At 71.8% G+C, this 15,762-nt stretch carries 13 protein-coding genes and 1 tRNA gene; 8 read left to right on the top strand and 6 right to left on the bottom strand.

Annotated elements, in window-relative coordinates:
* Positions 1–296 precede the first annotated feature (296 nt).
* Positions 297–2,183: a hypothetical protein gene (locus tag CWIS_RS04450; protein ID WP_048342042.1), complete on the top strand. Its 1,887-nt coding sequence runs from the start codon at positions 297–299 to the stop codon at positions 2,181–2,183.
* A gap of 140 nt (positions 2,184–2,323) precedes the next feature.
* Here the strand turns inward: CWIS_RS04450 and CWIS_RS18260 are convergent, their stop codons facing one another.
* Entirely contained in the window at positions 2,324–2,563 is a 240-nt protein-coding gene (locus CWIS_RS18260) for a hypothetical protein (RefSeq protein WP_156186545.1), read from the bottom strand.
* A 53-nt stretch (positions 2,564–2,616) separates the two neighbouring features.
* Between CWIS_RS18260 and CWIS_RS04440 the strand changes: the two genes are divergently transcribed.
* The 6 genes from CWIS_RS04440 to CWIS_RS17445 all read left to right on the top strand — a co-directional run bounded on the left by CWIS_RS04440 (position 2,617) and on the right by CWIS_RS17445 (position 8,943).
* On the top strand, positions 2,617–3,285 hold the full coding sequence (locus tag CWIS_RS04440) for a hypothetical protein (RefSeq protein WP_156186544.1): 669 nt from the start codon (positions 2,617–2,619) through the stop codon (positions 3,283–3,285).
* A gap of 260 nt (positions 3,286–3,545) precedes the next feature.
* Positions 3,546–3,866, top strand: coding sequence for a hypothetical protein (locus CWIS_RS04435; protein WP_048342040.1), 321 nt, complete (start codon positions 3,546–3,548; stop codon positions 3,864–3,866).
* Between the two features lie 10 nt (positions 3,867–3,876).
* Complete coding sequence (locus tag CWIS_RS04430) at positions 3,877–4,218, top strand: hypothetical protein (RefSeq protein WP_048342039.1); 342 nt, start codon at positions 3,877–3,879, stop codon at positions 4,216–4,218.
* Positions 4,219–4,972: 754 nt separating this feature from the next.
* The gene (locus tag CWIS_RS18255) at positions 4,973–5,176 is read left to right on the top strand and encodes a hypothetical protein (RefSeq protein ID WP_156186543.1); all 204 of its coding nucleotides are present in this window, start codon (positions 4,973–4,975) and stop codon (positions 5,174–5,176) included.
* A 92-nt stretch (positions 5,177–5,268) separates the two neighbouring features.
* On the top strand, positions 5,269–8,055 hold the full coding sequence (locus CWIS_RS04425) for a hypothetical protein (protein ID WP_048342038.1): 2,787 nt from the start codon (positions 5,269–5,271) through the stop codon (positions 8,053–8,055).
* A 216-nt stretch (positions 8,056–8,271) separates the two neighbouring features.
* Positions 8,272–8,943: a DUF4839 domain-containing protein gene (locus CWIS_RS17445; RefSeq protein ID WP_197080756.1), complete on the top strand. Its 672-nt coding sequence runs from the start codon at positions 8,272–8,274 to the stop codon at positions 8,941–8,943.
* A gap of 196 nt (positions 8,944–9,139) precedes the next feature.
* Here the strand turns inward: CWIS_RS17445 and CWIS_RS04415 are convergent, their stop codons facing one another.
* The 4 genes from CWIS_RS04415 to CWIS_RS04395 form a co-directional block, all read right to left on the bottom strand.
* Positions 9,140–11,233: a tyrosine-type recombinase/integrase gene (locus tag CWIS_RS04415; protein ID WP_197080755.1), complete on the bottom strand. Its 2,094-nt coding sequence runs from the start codon at positions 11,231–11,233 to the stop codon at positions 9,140–9,142.
* 83 nt (positions 11,234–11,316) lie between these two features.
* Complete coding sequence (locus tag CWIS_RS04410) at positions 11,317–11,847, bottom strand: hypothetical protein (RefSeq protein WP_156186542.1); 531 nt, start codon at positions 11,845–11,847, stop codon at positions 11,317–11,319.
* Between the two features lie 246 nt (positions 11,848–12,093).
* Positions 12,094–12,167: transfer RNA gene (locus CWIS_RS04400), tRNA-Met, on the bottom strand.
* A 19-nt stretch (positions 12,168–12,186) separates the two neighbouring features.
* Positions 12,187–13,197 (bottom strand): DMT family transporter, encoded by a 1,011-nt coding sequence (locus CWIS_RS04395; protein WP_231583655.1) that lies wholly within the window; start codon positions 13,195–13,197, stop codon positions 12,187–12,189.
* A 70-nt stretch (positions 13,198–13,267) separates the two neighbouring features.
* Between CWIS_RS04395 and CWIS_RS04390 the strand changes: the two genes are divergently transcribed.
* The gene (locus tag CWIS_RS04390) at positions 13,268–14,191 is read left to right on the top strand and encodes a LysR family transcriptional regulator (RefSeq protein WP_082156210.1); all 924 of its coding nucleotides are present in this window, start codon (positions 13,268–13,270) and stop codon (positions 14,189–14,191) included.
* An 11-nt stretch (positions 14,192–14,202) separates the two neighbouring features.
* On the opposite strand, the gene CWIS_RS04385 is transcribed toward CWIS_RS04390, so the two are convergent.
* Positions 14,203–15,762 (bottom strand): DUF2079 domain-containing protein (locus CWIS_RS04385; protein ID WP_369796482.1); only part of this gene is annotated, 1,560 nt, incomplete at its 5' end.

The raw sequence follows: 15,762 nt of genomic DNA, 5'->3' as shown, positions 1-15,762 counted from the left end.
ACTACCCGACCCGCACGCCACGGAGCTCAACTCGCCGCTGCGCCTTCCCGATCGTAGCGAGCGGTCCGAGCGGAACGTCGACGAGTCGCGTACGAGCGGGCGTGTCGAGCCGAACCTGCACCGATTGGGGGCGAGAACCACGCGGACGCGGCAAGCGAGTATCCGGATCGACCCTGCAGCGACCCGGATGACCAGGATTCGTCAGTGTCGGAGGCTTGACGGATGCTGTGTCGAGTTGGCGCGTCGATGTCGGAGGGACCGTGGTCAGGCGTAAGCGAAGCCGTGAAACGAAGTTCGTGACGACAGCCGTCGTCGACGACGAGGCCGCGATCACGGTGCCTGTCGGCCGGTTCGACATCACCTCGGAGGACGCGGCGCGCAACCTCGCCCATCGCCTCTTGACGCCCGGCCGGCGTTGGCCGGTGGTGGTGGTGACGATCGCGAACGGCGCGCCCGAGCCGTACGCCGACGTCCGGGCCCTGGTGGAAGACCTGCGGGGGCTTGCCGAGGTCGTCGTCATGCCGACGTCCGACGTGTCGTGGGCGTTCTCCTCGCAGATGCCGCCGCAGACGCAGGTCTACGGCGGCGCGGCGCGTGTCTACCCGATCGACCACGGCTGGGTCACCGCGCCCCGCGCCGCTCCGCTGCGGTTCGCGTACTCCGAGCGTGAGTGCGAGCGCGTGACCGACCAGCTCGTGGGCGACGCGATGGCCGCCGCCGTAGCTGCAGGCCTGTACCAGCCGCAGATGGCCACATCCTCACGTCCGCTGGTCACGGGAACGGTCGTCGGCGTTGTCGGCAGCCGGGCGCTGATCCGGCTCGACGACGGCGCGATGGCCTCGCTGTGGGAAGAACTCACCGGCTTCGAGGTGCCGCTGAGTCGCCTGGTCACGCAAGGTCAACGGCTACGCGGGCGCGTCGATCCCGAGACCCGGCGGCTCGACCTCGAAGTCACCGACGAACCACCGAATCACCCAACGCTGCCCGACACGTACGTTCCCGGGTCGGCCGTGCTCGCCGAGGTCGGGGAGGTGGCCACGTCGTCGCTCACGCTGCGACTCACACCCGGCCTCGACGTCGTCGCACCAGCAGCGGACGTGACGGGCAACGACCTCGACAGCCTCGGCGCGCTGTTCACCATCGGGGACGTGGTGGTTGCCCGACTCACCGGCGTCGCGCCGCCGCGGCTGTCACTGTTGGACGTCGACGACGACGAGCCGACGCTACCTGCTCCGTCGATCCTCGCCGCCGGCCCGCCGTGGCTGGCCCCTCCCGAACCGCCCGAGGTCGTCCTGTCCGACCAGGTCACAGCACCCGACCTGACCAGCCCCGCCGTGGATCAACCTCATCCGGCAGTCTGGGCCGCCACGCCGCCCGATCGCCCTGCGCCCGTCGAGCCTGCTCCCGCACGGCGGGGCCCTACACCGTTCGACGTTCTGTCCAAGCGTGCCGCAGGCATCACACCCGACGCGGACCTCGCGGTCTCGACTCCCGCTCGTGGCCCCGCATCGACACCTGACCTCGCTCCGGAACTGGCCGCCGCCCGCGCCCAGATCTCTGACCTGAAGCGACGGCTCGACTCGGCCTCCGGCGCCGCTTTGGAGCTGTCCGGCCTACGGCAGCACGCCGAACAGCTCGAACACGACCTGGATGCCGCCGAGCGCAACGAGCGTGCCTACCGTGACAAGTACCGGCAGGCCGACCGTCGCCGCCAGAAGCTCGAGTCCGAGGCGAAGGCCCTCGCCGCGCGCGACACCATCGAGGACGACCCGCTCGCCTGGTTCACCGACCCCGTCGACGCGCTGCGCCTGAGCGTCACACAGGCCTGGGCGCGCCGTATCCCCGCCGGGGAGAAGGACCGGTGGCCGCTTCGCCCCTGGGTCGCTGGCGAGGCGTTCGCCGACTCCCTCGCGAACCTGGGCGCGGTGTCCTGGCGCAAGCTTGCCGAGGTCGTGGCCGACGTCGCCGTCGCCGACCCGGCCCGGCTGTCCGCACGCGAGCACCACGAGCTGCGCCAGACCGAGGGCGGCGGCTCACCCGCGGTCACCCGCGAGGACGGCGCCGTGTGCTACCGCGTCGCGCTGCAACGCAACACGCCCTCCGCACGTCGGCTGCACTACTGGCGCCGCGGCGACTACATCGAGCTGTCCCGCGTCGTGCTGCACGACGACACCGCGCCGTGATCACCAAGAGTCACGCGCGTGAGCGACACGGGGCGAAGCCGCAACGATCGACACTCGACGAGCCGATCTCCCACGGCGAGAGATGATGGACTGGCAGACTCCGAGCGACGCATGTCGGACGTAGATGTCAGGCTGTGCACTCACCGCGCGGAAGGGGCGTCATGGCACCCATGGGGGTTCTCCACAAGTTGACGGTCGATGATGCCGTCGCTCGGCGTGACGCGATCCTCCGGCACCTCGGCACGTCGCTTGAGAGTCTTCGCGATCGCAGCGCACGGTACGAACTCGATGCGGCCGAAGAGGCTGCACTCGCCGAACTCGACGACCTGGACTTCCTCCTCGGCGAGCACGTCGAGTGAACCGCCCGGCTTCTCGTTCACTCGACGAGCAAGCCATCGACTTCGCTACCGAGATCACCCGGACCGTCGCCGGAGTGATCGACGGCGTCACCCCCTTCGAAGCCACCATCCTCGAGGGGAGTGGACGGCGACAGTTCGTCGTCCGACAGAGCCCTGAGACTGGCATCTGTCTACCGCTGAGCTCGGGTTCGGAAGTCACGCTCACGGCCCGGTTCAAGGGAGAGCTCGATCGCACCGGACTTCACATCCGGATCGAGACGTCGGCGATCAAGGTGTACTTCGGGCCGGCGGCTGGCCAGCCCCTCTTCCGATACGAGTACGACGCCGCCCACACGAGCGCGATGCCACGAGCGCACCTGCAGGTCGGCGACCAGAGCGACTTCGCCGCGCTCGCGTCACTCGGCGGTGACGGCAGCCGGACGTCCCGGCGCCGCAACGACCGGATCGACGGCGGTCTCGTGCCACGATCTGACCATCTACACTTCCCGGTCGGCGGCGACAGGTTTCGTCCGGCGCTCGAAGACGTGCTCAAGATGCTGGTCGAGCAACTCGGCGTCGACGCTCTTCCCGACTGGCGCGCCACCGTGAAGGCGGCGCGTCACAGGTGGCGGACGACGCAGGTGAAGTCCGCCGTCCGTGATCACCCGGCTGCTGCCGCCGAAGCGCTGCAAGCCCTCGGATACGACGTGGTGGCGCCCGAGAGTGGTCACCCGAATCCTTCCGCGCGGCTCACGGAGATCTAGTGATCGCGTGAGGATCCACGCCGAACCCTGAGTGTGCTCGATCGTCGGCGTGACGATCGTTGACGGCTCTCGCGACCGTGGTGTCGTTCCACCCTGGTCGCGCAGCGTCGCGTCCTGCGTCCGAAGTCATCCCGTTGCTCACTGCGATACGCCGATCGGGGTGTCCCTGATGGTGGGCGCGGGTTCGGCGCCCACGGGTTCATGCACGGCCTCCCGGCCGAGGTCCGCACAAGCGGGCCGCATGAACCCAAGGAGAAGGCATGACCCTCCATCTCGCCCCTGCGTCCGAGCGCCCGACGCTCGCTCTGCGGGACGTGCGACGCCGCACCACGGACATCCTGTTGGCACGCCGTGAGCAGCTCGCGGCGCAGGTCAGCTCGGCGGAGTCGCACGACGATGACGCGAGCGAGCTCCTGGCCGCATTGCAGGACGTCGAGTCCGCGATCCGGACCTGCGACGCGCGGCTGTACGGGCGCCGGATCGCCGGGTGGGCGCAGGACGACGCCGCGCGCGAGCACGCGCCCGGATCGGCGCCCGAGTCGTGCGCGCGATGCCGGAGCTCGTTCCCGGCAGCGTCCTGAGGCGGGCGACATGGCGCCCTGGTGGCCGTGGGACCGCGTCGGGCACGTGCTCGACCGCACCCGGCCGGGTGAGCTGGCCGGGCTCCGGGACCGGCGCCGGCTGATCGTCGAACGGCGGCTGGTGCTCGAGGACGTGCTGTCCGCGGCGAGCCACGGCCGTACCGGGGAGTTCGAGGCCGCCGAACGCAGGCTCGCACGAGTCGAGCACGACCTCGTGACGCGGTTCCCGCGCGCGGTCGTCGAGCACCTCCTGCCCGCGTGGGAGGCCTACGAGCGCGACTGGGTGCCGCACCCGGGCGACAGGTGGGGCCAGCTTCCTGGCTGGTCCCAATGTCCCTGCTTCGACGACTGACCACGGCCGCCGCTCCCGATCTCCGGGGGCGGCGGCTGCGTCGCCGTCGACGCGCGCTGCTCGTCGTCGGCCGGCGGTGCGACGACGAAGAGAAGCCCAGAGCGTCGCGGCGGTGCGTGCGTGGCCGCGGGCCGCCTCTTACTTCCTGATCCATAGTGGGTCGCCCGCCGTGGCCGTCTCGCCTCGCGCCGTGGTCCGGGCCGTAGCCGCGCTGCGCGCGGTGCTGGTCGCAGCCGCCGGGCCGAGATCCGTAAGCCGGGTCGCCTTCGCCGGTGCTCACGGTGACGACGCGACACGACTCCCTGGGGCCGCCCCGACCGTTCGGCGTCGTCCCGGCCCACCCCCTCGCGGCCGGTGGGTGGGCAGGCTGACGTATCCCATCTGACGGGAGTTTCCACGAGGGCCAGTCGTGCCGGGAACTGACGCGTCCCGGAGCGATGGCGACAGTGCGCTCGCGCGGCCGTCCCGCACGGCGTGCGTGCTGCGGCGCGCCGCTGCATGTGCGCCGTGCGCGCGTCGCATGTGCGACCTCGCGTCGTTGCCCGCGTATGCCCTCGGCGGCTGGCGGGCCGCCCGCGCTGCGTCGGCAACTCATTTCGCCACCTGACCTGCGCATATGCGCACTGTTTCGAACCAAGTGGGCGGCGCATCAGGCATGCGAACAAGTGGAGAAGATACGCCGTCCAGGGCGGCGCATGCGGGGCGCCGAAAGTGCTGGCGTGCGTGCGGGCCGCCCGGCCGAACTGTTCCCGTCATGACATCCGCCACGACGCACCTTCCCGCGCATCTGGCCGTCCGGGCCGACGCACGTCCGATGACGGGCGCCTCGCTCGACGAGCTGATCGTGCTCGTCCGCCACACCACAGTGCCGTTGACGCCCGCCCGCTTCGCCCTGTGCCCCGACTGCGCCGACCCGCTCGAAGCGGACTTCGCGGCCGCGCCAGGCCCCGCCTCCTGAACCGGGTGGTGACACGTCGTCACGGTTCAGCCCCGCTGACGGCCACGCCGCCAACACGGCCCACCACCTCCCCTAGACAGGAAGCGCCACCGATGACCGGCACCTCGCTCGACCTCCGCACCGCTATCGCCTCGACGCCGCGCCTCGCCGGGCGCCGCACCGTGGAGCCCGCTCTGCCCGTCGAGGTCGCCGCGCCGGTGGGCGCGCAGTTCGGGCTCGACGCGCTCGTCGCGATCCGGGAGAGCGACCAGTACGACTACGCGATGCTCGACGGGATGGTCGCCCAGGTCCTCGAGCCCCTCGTGCCCGCGTTCCCCGGCCTGGAGGTACTGGTCGAGCACGGCGCGAACGTGATGCGCTCGGGCGCCGAGGGCGACGATCTGCGCCGGCACCTGCGCGCGCAGCCCCTGTACGCCGACACCCGGGGCCGGCGGCCGGCCGCGTGGTCGGTGCAGGTCGGCAACGTGATGGTCGTCTACGGGCTGATCTCCGCGGGCAAGGAGGCGATGGCGGGCAAGGGCAGCAACGCGTGGGTCGCGACCCTCTCGCGCCTGGTCCGCGAGCACCGGCCCGCCGCGCTGCACACCGGCCCGTTCAGCCGGCTCGTACGCAACAAGGACCTGTCCTCGCCGCTGCGCGCCGCGCTGATCGCCGTCGGGACCCGCGTGCACTGCGCCGAGAACCACCAGGGGATGGTCGTGGCCGACTCCGGCGGCCAGATGCTGTGGGACGTCCTGGCCCAGGGCGCGCACTCCGACTGGCAGGCGACCTTGTACCGGCTGCAGATCGGCACCCTGTACGAGCTGAAGAACGGACGCTTCCCGCGCGGCGGCGACCACCCGATCCCCGGCGTGAAGCAGGAGTACTGCGGCGACGGGAAGCGCCGCGTGCTGGCCGTCGACGAGGATGCCCGCGCGCAGGTCCGCGCGATCATCGAGACCGCCGCGTCCGGGATGAGCGAGCACGAGGCCGCTGACATCCTCGCGGGCCTGGGCGTGCGGACCCGCAAGCCCACGGGCCGCACCACCCACCCCAAGCTCGTCAACGAGGTGCACGACGTGCCGAGCGCCGTGCGGCGCCTGTGGCAGCACCTGCCCACCTACCTCGACGGGACCTACGTCTACCACCACCGCAACACCATCGCGGGCCTGCGCGAGATGGCCGGCCAGCGCGTGCACCGCGAGCACATCGACGACCTCGGCGAGTTCCGGTTCACCCTGCGCTTTCCCGTTCCCGAGGGTGGCTGGCACGACGAAGAGCTCATCCGCACCGCCATCGCCAAACGCCTGACCCCGCGTCCGAAGTCCTCCGGGACCCCGTCCAGCGACGTCAAGCCGCTGCTGCGGCTCGGGCACCGCCTCGCCGACGGGCGGGAGTGGCGGCTGCTGGCCGACGACCGCGATTACATCCTGCGCGCCCGGCCGATCGACACCAGCGGCCGAGGCCCGGTCGTGCGGGGCTTCGGCACCTACGAGGGCGAGCTGCTCGCACGCGTCAAGGCCGACGAGCTGCACCGCGAGGTCGCGCGCATGCTGCGCGCCGTCGTCGGCGGCACCCCCGTCGCCACCACCTGCCCCGGCCCCGTCATCGGCGACCAGCACCGGGCTGACCTGCACGCCCGCGCCGACGCCCTCGAGGCCCAGGCGGCCACCGCCCGCCGGCTCGCCGCCGCGCCCGAGAACGCCGCCGACTCCGTCGACTACCAAGCCGACGCCCGCGCCCTGGCCTCACGCGCCCGCAGCCTGCGCCAACAAGCCGCCGGCCCCGACGCCGACGATCGCCTCGACACCCCAGGCCTGACCGCCGACACCACCCAGATCCTCGCCGCGGCCGAGCTCCTCGACCGCATCACCGCCCAGGCGCCCGTCGCCGTGGCCGTCGCCGTGCGCACCGTGATCTCCACCCTCATCATCGACGCCACCCCCGGCGACCCCCTCGCCCGCGTCACGCTCGAAGCGCTCGTGCGCACCAACCGCGGCCACATCACCGTCGGACCAGTGCACGGCATCGTCCACAACTCCGCCGGGAGCCGCGGCCGCCTCAGGGCGGCCACGCCCGAGACCCGCGCGCTCCTGCTCGACCGCCTGCTCGCCGGCGCCGACGACACCGACCGGCTGCGCGAGACGCTCGGGCGGACTGCGCGCAACGAGCGCCGCCACCAGATGGCCGCCCTGACCGGGCTGCTCGGCTCCGACGCCGCCCGCGGTGTCCTGCTCGACTGCCCGATCCCCGCCGTCTCCCGCATCGTCCTGGCCAACCTCAGCGCCACCACCAACGGCGAGACACCCTCGGCCCGGGACGACGATCCGTGGGCCGCCGAGATCATCTCCACCTACTGCGACCCCGCTTGGTCCTGGCCCAGCGACACCTGGGCTCGCGGCAACCTCAACACCAAGCGCGAGACCCTCGCCTGGATCGCCCGCAACAGCTCCGGCGACAACGGCGTACGCGTCGACGAGCTGCGCGCCAAGCTCCACCTGACCGACGTCGCCTTGTACGCGATGCTCAACGACACCCCCGGCAAGTACCCCCGCGAGTGCCTCGGCGCCGTGCCCCCGCTCGAACGCACCGCCTCCTGGCCCACACGCCGGCCCATGGCACCCGAGACCCGGCGCGTGCGGTTGCCGATGTGCCCGCACTGCCAACGCCGCACCCTGCCCCACCTGCTCACCGTCCCCGAACTCCCCGAGGGCTGGATCTGCTCGCAGTGCCGTCGCCCACCCGGCTCGAACACCGTCTACCCGCCTGACTACCTGCGCGACTGGGTCGGCCCCCGCCAAGGCCAACGCACCGCACGCACCAACCCAGACGACGGCGCCCGAGCGCCGGTCGGCACCCACGAACTCCCCATCGCCGTCCCACCCCGCTCCGGCCGCTGAACCGCCCGACAGGGGCGTGCGACGTGTCCTTCCCTCGAGCTGCATCGCTGAGATCACCCGGAGTGCTCAATCATCGGTTCACAGCGACCGAAAGGAAAGGGACTGGAAGCAACGGCGAGTCGAAGAGGTGCGACAGTGCGAGCGAGCCGAGTGGCGGCGACCTGCGTCTTGATGCTCGGCCTCGCCGGGTGTGGAGCCGCCGAGGACAGCGCGCCGATGCCCGACGTCACCGGTCTGCAGCTCGACGCCGCGCTGGCAGCGATCGAGTCCGCGGGATTCACCAAGGACGTCGACGTCGACGGCGGAGGGCTGTTCGGAGTCGTCGACGAGTCCAACTGGACCGTGTGCGAGCAGAACCCGGGGCCCGGGGAGCCCCTGTCGGGTACCCCGCACCTCAACGTCGATCGCACGTGCGGCGAGGACGGCGACGAGGAGCCAGCTTCGGCAGAGGACGACCCCACCGAGCCCGAGGCGGAGCCGACCCACACCGCGCCGGCCGTGATCACCGCGGCGACCGACCCGGACTTCGCCGCCATCCTCACCGACACCGACTACTGCAGCGTGTCGATCGCGCAGTTCGCCACTGAGCACCACGGCCAGACCATCGAGTTCGACGGCAGCGTCGTCGCGATGAACAACCACGACGGGTACGACACCCGCTACGACATCCTCATCGCGGCCGGCGAATTCAACGAGACGTCCCAGCCGGGCCCGGCCTTCCAGTTCCGAGACGTGAACACCACCTACGACCTGCACTGGACCAACGACAGCGCGACAGACGCCGTCGGAGTCGGCGACAACCTGCACATCGTCGCCGAGATCGACACGTACGAAGCGGACCACGGTTGCCTGTTCCTGATCGAACCCGTCGCGACCTCCTTCCGGTAGTCCCGCGCTCCTCGGCGAGTCGTGCAAGCGGTCGACGAGCCGGGGAGCAGCATCCACCCGCCTATCGTGTAGCCGACCTTCTGGAGCTCCGCGTGGAGCGCACGACTGGGTCGACCTCCCGCAGCGCATCGGGCTTGTGACGTGTTCCGAGCCGAGGGTCACACACGGCACGCTCGTGGTCCATCGGGGTAGCCGGTCAGATCCGTGGCCGGCGGCGACGGTACGCCTCCACCGACGCGCGCGTGACACGGCTGGGCTCGTCCTCGTGGGCGGCCAGCGACCCCGACTGCAGCAGCCGTTCCACCGCCCGCAGCGGCACGTTCAGGGCCTGTGCCGCCTCCGACTTGAACATCGACGCCGCGCGGACATCGCGGTCCCGGGCGTGCCACTGCTCGACCCAGCGGACCGTCCCCTCGTCGAGGTAGATCGCGCCCCCGGAGACACGCTCTGCCGGGATCAGGCCCGCTCGGCTCAGCACGCCGTGGAGACGCGCGTAGTCGACGCCGAGCCTGTCCGCGACAGCAACGAGCGGAGGGTTGGCCGCCTCGTGCGCTGCGATGCGCTCGACGTCGTCAAGCCTCATCTTCCACACCCGTCGATGGCCGAGCGGGACGAGGGTCGCGGGGTAGGTGCCGTCGCTCATTCGCCGACGGACGACGACGGCAGAGTGCCCCAGGCGCTCCGCCGCCTGATCGGTCGTCAGCAACGGCTCGCCGTCGGCGTCCTCCGGCTCCAGGAGCCAGCCCCGCTCGGTGAGCGCGGCGTGGATCTGGGCTTCACGCGCCTTGAGCGGGTGTGTCTTCGCGAAGTTGAACACGCGCGCTGTCGGCACGATGAGGGAGTCTCCGAACGACGCCGTGATCGTCTCCTCGATCGACGCGACGAGCGGCGCCCACATCTGGACAGCCTTGTCCGATCCCAGGTGCTGGTCGCGCAGGTACGCCTGCTCGTGCACGGTGCTCCCCGCCGCGTGTCCCGTCCAACGGTGGCGCGGCCACCTCCGGACGTGCTCAGCGAGCTCCAGTTCCGTGGCGAGGCTCTTGCGCAGGCCATGCGGCGAGATTCGCTCCTCGGCATACCCGCTGAGTCCGGCCTCGTCGAACGCGACCTTGAGGGCGGCTGCGAAGGCCGCTACGCCCCCTTCGTTCTCACGTGTCAGGCCCGGCACCAGGCGCGCCGACGTGTCGACGATGCCGGTCTCGGGGTCGGTGTGGAACACCTCGATCACGGTCCGGACGAGGTTGAGCACGTGGCGCGGCAGCATCAGCATGCGATACGACGTGCTGGTCTTGGACCAGTCGGCGTGCGGCACGCTCCGTGCGCTCTCACCATCGCTCTCGAAGAAGGACCGGCCGCCCTGCTCCTTGATGTCGACCCAACCGGTGTGCCCCAGGTCGTAGACGTTCTCGAGCCGGATTCCGAAGACCTCCGCGATCCGCAGGCCGAGGAATCGCGCCAGGAACAGCGCGATCTGGTGGATCGGGTGCAGTTGTGCCGCCTCCAGCCGCACGTCGTCGACCGAATGGACCTCGGTCGACCGGGGAGGAGCTGGCGTCCGCTTGCCGGGCCGCACCCCGGTGATCTGGTACATCGGGGTACCCGTCAGTGCGACGCCACTCGCCGCAGCGAACGCGAGGACGCGTTCCAAGGTGCCCAGGATGTCGTCAGCCGTCCCCTTCGCCAAGCCGCCGGCAGCCGGCCGGCCGGGGCCGGCGTGCTTCCGCGCGGCGAGGAGCTCGTCGACGGGGACCAACACTCGTCGACCCGAGACATACCCGGGGAGTTCGCCTCTCTCGCGCATCCGTCGGATCGTCGACTTGCTGTACCCGGCTTCGCTGGCCTGCTCGAACGTCACGTGGGTGAGCCCCGCCCACGACTTCGGCATCGGCCGCCGGAGGGCCGGCCTCGACGTGGGCGTGGCGAGCGCGGCCGCGAATCGCGCCGCGACCTCGTGAGTCACGGACTCGACCGTCAGACAACCCAGCGCCGCGAGCCCGGGCAGGATGTGCCTGGCGAGGTCGCGCTCCACGTCCCGTCGTCGCGCGTACTGCCCGCGCCGGAGGGTGGCGAACTTGTGCGTCACCCACGCCTCGGCAACCTTCTCCAAGCTGTGGCCACTCGACGGTCCGTCCATGCGCCACCGCTCGGACGTCATGGCCTCGTTCGGCACGGTCACCGGCGCGACGCGATAGGCCTGCCGATCCGGCAGCGGCAGGCCACGCTCGAGTGCGGCGCTCCCGGCGCGGAACCACGCCCGCACGACGTCCTCGCTCGGGTCGGAGAACTTCACGACCTTCTTCGCCCCTCGCTCCACCGGCAGGCTGACTCGCCACACCTGGCCGTCGGCGACGGGCCCCTTCAGTGGACGGCCCATCAGGCGGCCCGCCCGGCAACGGGCTGCTCGGCGTTGGCGAGCGCGCGCATGAACCTCAGCTGCTCCCGCAGCTCGGAGGTGGTCTCGTCGCGGCTGTCTGCCCGCCGGCGCAGCTCCTTGATCACGTCGTCACGACGCTCGACCTCGCTTCTGAGCGTTGCGATCGTGAGCTCGAGCTCGGCGACCAGCTTCGCGGACCGCCGAGCCGCGAGCGCTTCGAGCGGGGCGCTCGCCTCGACCGGCGCGGCGTCCAGCAACCGTGCGGCCACGAGGTCGCCCACAGGCACGCGGATCGTCCGTGTCGCATCGCCCTCGTTGACCCGGCTGTGCGGCAGGCTGCCGTCCTTGAACCGGCGCCGGATGGTGTCCATGCTGACGCCGCACACGTCGGCGGCGTCCCGGATCGTCAGGAAGTCATCGCTCCTGAGTGCCTGGGCAGGCATCGTCGTTCTCCTGTTCCGCCGGGCCCTGGTGGCTCCGGCGGACCGGACCGTGCTGGTCTCCGATGCCCTCGCAGGCGGCGCCAGCACTGTGCTGACCGACGCTGCCCGACAGCGGGCACGCCGATGCGCGGCGATGCAGAGGGTTGCCCAGGGAGAGCGGACGACATGACGGAGAACTCGCAGGTCACGCCGTGTGGGCACGTCACCGCTGCGCAGGGCACCGCGGAAGGGTGCGCGCAGGGAGAGAGCGGAAACAGGCCCAGAAACGAAGGAAACCCGTCCGGTGTCGGACGGGTTTCCCCTGGTCAGCGCGTTTCCGGCTGTTCCATTTTGTAGCGGGGGCAGGATTTGAACCTGCGACCTCTGGGTTATGAGCCCAGCGAGCTACCGAGCTGCTCCACCCCGCGTCGGCTCGCCAACCATACGTCAGCCGCGGCTGGTGTCCAAATCAACCGGATGTGACGCCCGCCGCACGGGCCGGCGCAGCGCGCCCTGGGCGACGACGACACCGACGACGACGAGCGCCCCGCCCACGGGCTCGTACCACTCGAGGTGCTCGCCGAGCACGGCCATGCCGAGCGCGACGCCCACGACCGGCGTCAGGTACGTGACCGTCGAGGCGCGCTGCGCACCCCACGTGGCGACGACCTGCGTGTTCCACACGTACGTGATGCCGGTGCCCAGCACGCCGAGCAGGACGAGGCTCGTCACGACGGAGGTCGACAGCGTCACGGGCTCGCGCGCGACGAACGGCGCGAGCAGCAGCATGACGACCGCGGCGGACCCGACCTGGCCGGCGGCGACGGTCTCGGCCGGCAGATGCAGCGGGGTCACGAAGCGACGCAGATAGGTCATGCCGAGGCCGTAGCAGGCGGTCGCGCCGAGGCACGCGAGGACCGCGGGCAGGGGAGCGGACTCGGCCAGGTCGCCCAGGTAGGTCCACGGGCCGACGATCACGACGACCCCGACGATGCCGAGCGCGAGGCCGAGCCCCTGACGGCGGGTGAGGCGCTCGGCGGGCAGGAGCGCGGCTGAGGCCGCGGCGGTCATGAGCGGGGTCGTGGCGTTGAGGATCGACGACAGCCCCGAGGCCAGGTGCTGACCGGCCCACGCGAAGGCGAGGAACGGCAGCACGCACAGCAGCAGCCCGGTCACCGCGAGGTGGCCCCAGGCGCGGGGGTCGCGCGGCCAGCGGCGGCGGGTCACGGTCGCGACGGCGAACAGGGCGAGCCCGCCGAGCACGATCCGGCCGAGCGCGACCTGCGTGGGGGCCAGGCCTTCGAGCGCGACCTTGATGAGCAGGAAGCTCGAGCCCCAGATGAGGGCGAGCGCGACGTACTTCACGACGATGCGCCCGGCGGCCGGTGCGGGGCCGGGCGTGGGAGCCGACGCGGTCGTCGGACCGGCGGGCGGGACCGTGGTGGGGGACGGGGTCACGGCACGACGATCCTGGACCGCGCCCACATGAGGCAAGCGAATGTCGTTCATGTGCTCATAGACTCCGTTCATGCCGACGCTCGCACAGCTCCGGGTGCTCGCCGCGGTCGTCGACCTCGGCTCCTTCACCGACGCTGCAGCGGCGCTCGACGTGAGCCAGTCGGCCGTGTCACACGCCGTCGCCGCGCTCGAGAAGGAGGCCGGGGGTCGGCTGATCGAGCGTGGCACGCCCGCCACCGCGACACCGCTCGGGACCCGCCTGCTGCCGCACGCGCGCGCCGCCGTCGCGTCGGCCGACGCCTACCTCGCCGACGCGGCGACGGGTCGCCACCGCGGCACCGTCCGCCTCGCGGCGGTCCCGACCGTCTGCCAGGGCCTCATGCCCGCACTCCTGAAGCACTGGTCGGCGCGGCTGCCCGACGTGCACGTCCAGGTCTTCGAGGGCGACGACGACGAGATGCCCCAGTGGCTCGAGGGCGGCATCGTCGACGCCGCCGTGCTCGTCGACCCCGACGTCGGCCACCCGGGCGGGGTGCTGGTGGGCCGGGACGACTTCCGCGCCGTCGTGCGCTCGGACCACCCGCTCGTCGCCGAGCCCGCGATCGACCTGGCCGAGCTGCAGGAGGACGGCCTGCTCGTCTCCGGAGGCGGGTGCGAGGCGCAGGTCCGCCGCCTGCACGCCGTCGCCGGCCTGCCGTACCGCGCCGACCAGCGCGTCCGCGAGCTCGCGACGATGGTGCGCATGGTGGCCGAGGGGATCGGCGTCTCGATCATGCCGAGCCTCGGGGGAGGGCTGCTCCCGCCCGGCGTGGTGATGCGCCCGCTGACGCCCAGCGCGACGCGGGACCTGGTGCTGACGGGTCCCGCGCGCCGTCCGTGGCACCCGCTCGTGCGCGCGCTGGTCGAGGCGACGGACCCGCTCGTCGTCCCAGGGCACCCGGCCGACGAGCGCGCCGGCACCCGGCACGACAAGCACGCGACCGCCCGGAGCTGAACCCGCGGGGGTCAGCTCGTGCGCTGCGCGAGCTGGAACCCGCCGGCGTCGTACACGATCCGGAACGTCGTCCCGGCGAAGCGGTCCTGGGCGTACTGCGCGGCGTCGTTCGGGGCCGGGTTCCACCCGCCGCCGTACTGGTCGATCAGCACGTAGTCGGGCACGGGGTTGTTCGCGTTCCCGACGTAGAACACGTCCGTGCGGTCGACCAGGTACGACATGAGCCCGATGTCGGTCTCCACCGTGGCGTCGTCGGGGATGGTCGCGAGCACCTGCCGCGCCTCGACCGCGCGGTCGGACTGCGCCCACAGGTCGTCGGGCCGTCCCAGCCGCGCGACGTCGAGCTGCGGGACGAGCATCGCCGCGACCGCGACCGCCACGGGGGCGGCGGCGAGCGAGTACCGGCGCAGCCATGGACGGGGCGAGCGGCGTGCCAGCAGCACGCCGTCGAGCAGCGCCGCGAACGCGATGGGCATGAGCACCGCGCTGTAGTGCCACGTGTGGCCGTAGTAGTAGCCGTTGTCGGCGTAGAAGCGCCACATGATCGTCGGCAGCGCGACGAGCAGGATCGGGGACCGCACGCCGATGAACCCGGTGATCGCGACGAGCAGGAGCAGCGTGATGATCTTGCTGCCGTTGTCGACGAGGAGCGTGATCGCCATCCACGGGTGGGTGGCGATGCCGACGACGTCGATCCGGGAGCCGTAGTCCCACTGGTCCTGCGTGTTGAGCGCGGGGATCAGCACCGCGGTCGACAGCACCGTCCACCCGAATCCCCACCCGGTGAGCCACAGGCCCAGCGAGGGCCGCCGCGTGTCCCGGCCGCGCATCGTCCACCACAGCACCAACCCCAGGGCCGCGACCGTCAGGCCGAGGTCCTCCTTGACGAAGACGAGCGGAGCGGCCCACAGGGCGGCGGCGAGCCATCGCTCGCGGAGCAGCGCGACGAGCGACAGGGCGAGCAGCGGGACCGCGAACGCGATCTCGTGGAACTGCGCGGCGACCGCGCCGACCAGCCCGAAGCTCACCGCGTACGCGGCACCGACGAGCGTGCCCTGCAACGCGCCGAGCAGGCGCACCGCGTGCCGGCCGACGACGTACGTGGACGCCGCGAACAGCAGGCCCTGGACCACGAGCAGCGTGAGCGCGTGCGGGAACAGCCGGTACGGCACGCCCAGCACGGTGAGCAGCGGGTGGAAGTGGTCGCCCAGGAGGTTGAAGCCGTCGCCCTTGATCGTGACGATCGGCGCCTCGAGGTGGGCGTACCGCCGGGCGAGCTGCGTGAAGATGCCCAGGTCCCACGACGGCGACTCGAACCGGCGCCACTGCAGCACCGAGTACGTCACGTACGTCGCGGCGGCGAGCAGTGCGACGACGAGCGGACCGGCCCACGCGGCGACGCCGCGAGGCTCCGGCGGGGCGAGCGGCTCGCTGTCGACCACGGGCGCAGCGGCCGTGGCCGTCGCGTCGGTGCCGTCCGCACCGTCGGGCTCCGTGGGCACCGTGGGCTCGGCGGGGGCGGGCGCCCCGTCGGGTGTCTTGGTCGTGTCGTCGGTCACAGCCACCGGGGA

Source organism: Cellulomonas sp. A375-1 (assembly GCF_001040865.1).
GTDB lineage: Bacteria > Actinomycetota > Actinomycetes > Actinomycetales > Cellulomonadaceae > Cellulomonas > Cellulomonas gelida.
Note: the sequence above shows the minus strand (reverse complement) of the source record. Positions and strands in the feature narration are given on the sequence as shown.

Excerpts from the sequence above, each read along its gene's own strand:
- CWIS_RS04390 (WP_082156210.1), top strand. The coding sequence starts at position 13,268 with ATGCCGACGCTCGCACAGCTCCGGGTGCTCGCCGCGGTCGTCGACCTC.
- CWIS_RS18255 (WP_156186543.1), top strand. The coding sequence starts at position 4,973 with ATGACATCCGCCACGACGCACCTTCCCGCGCATCTGGCCGTCCGGGCC.
- CWIS_RS04435 (WP_048342040.1), top strand. The coding sequence starts at position 3,546 with ATGACCCTCCATCTCGCCCCTGCGTCCGAGCGCCCGACGCTCGCTCTG.
- CWIS_RS04425 (WP_048342038.1), top strand. The coding sequence starts at position 5,269 with ATGACCGGCACCTCGCTCGACCTCCGCACCGCTATCGCCTCGACGCCG.
- CWIS_RS04430 (WP_048342039.1), top strand. The coding sequence starts at position 3,877 with ATGGCGCCCTGGTGGCCGTGGGACCGCGTCGGGCACGTGCTCGACCGC.
- CWIS_RS17445 (WP_197080756.1), top strand. The coding sequence starts at position 8,272 with ATGCCCGACGTCACCGGTCTGCAGCTCGACGCCGCGCTGGCAGCGATC.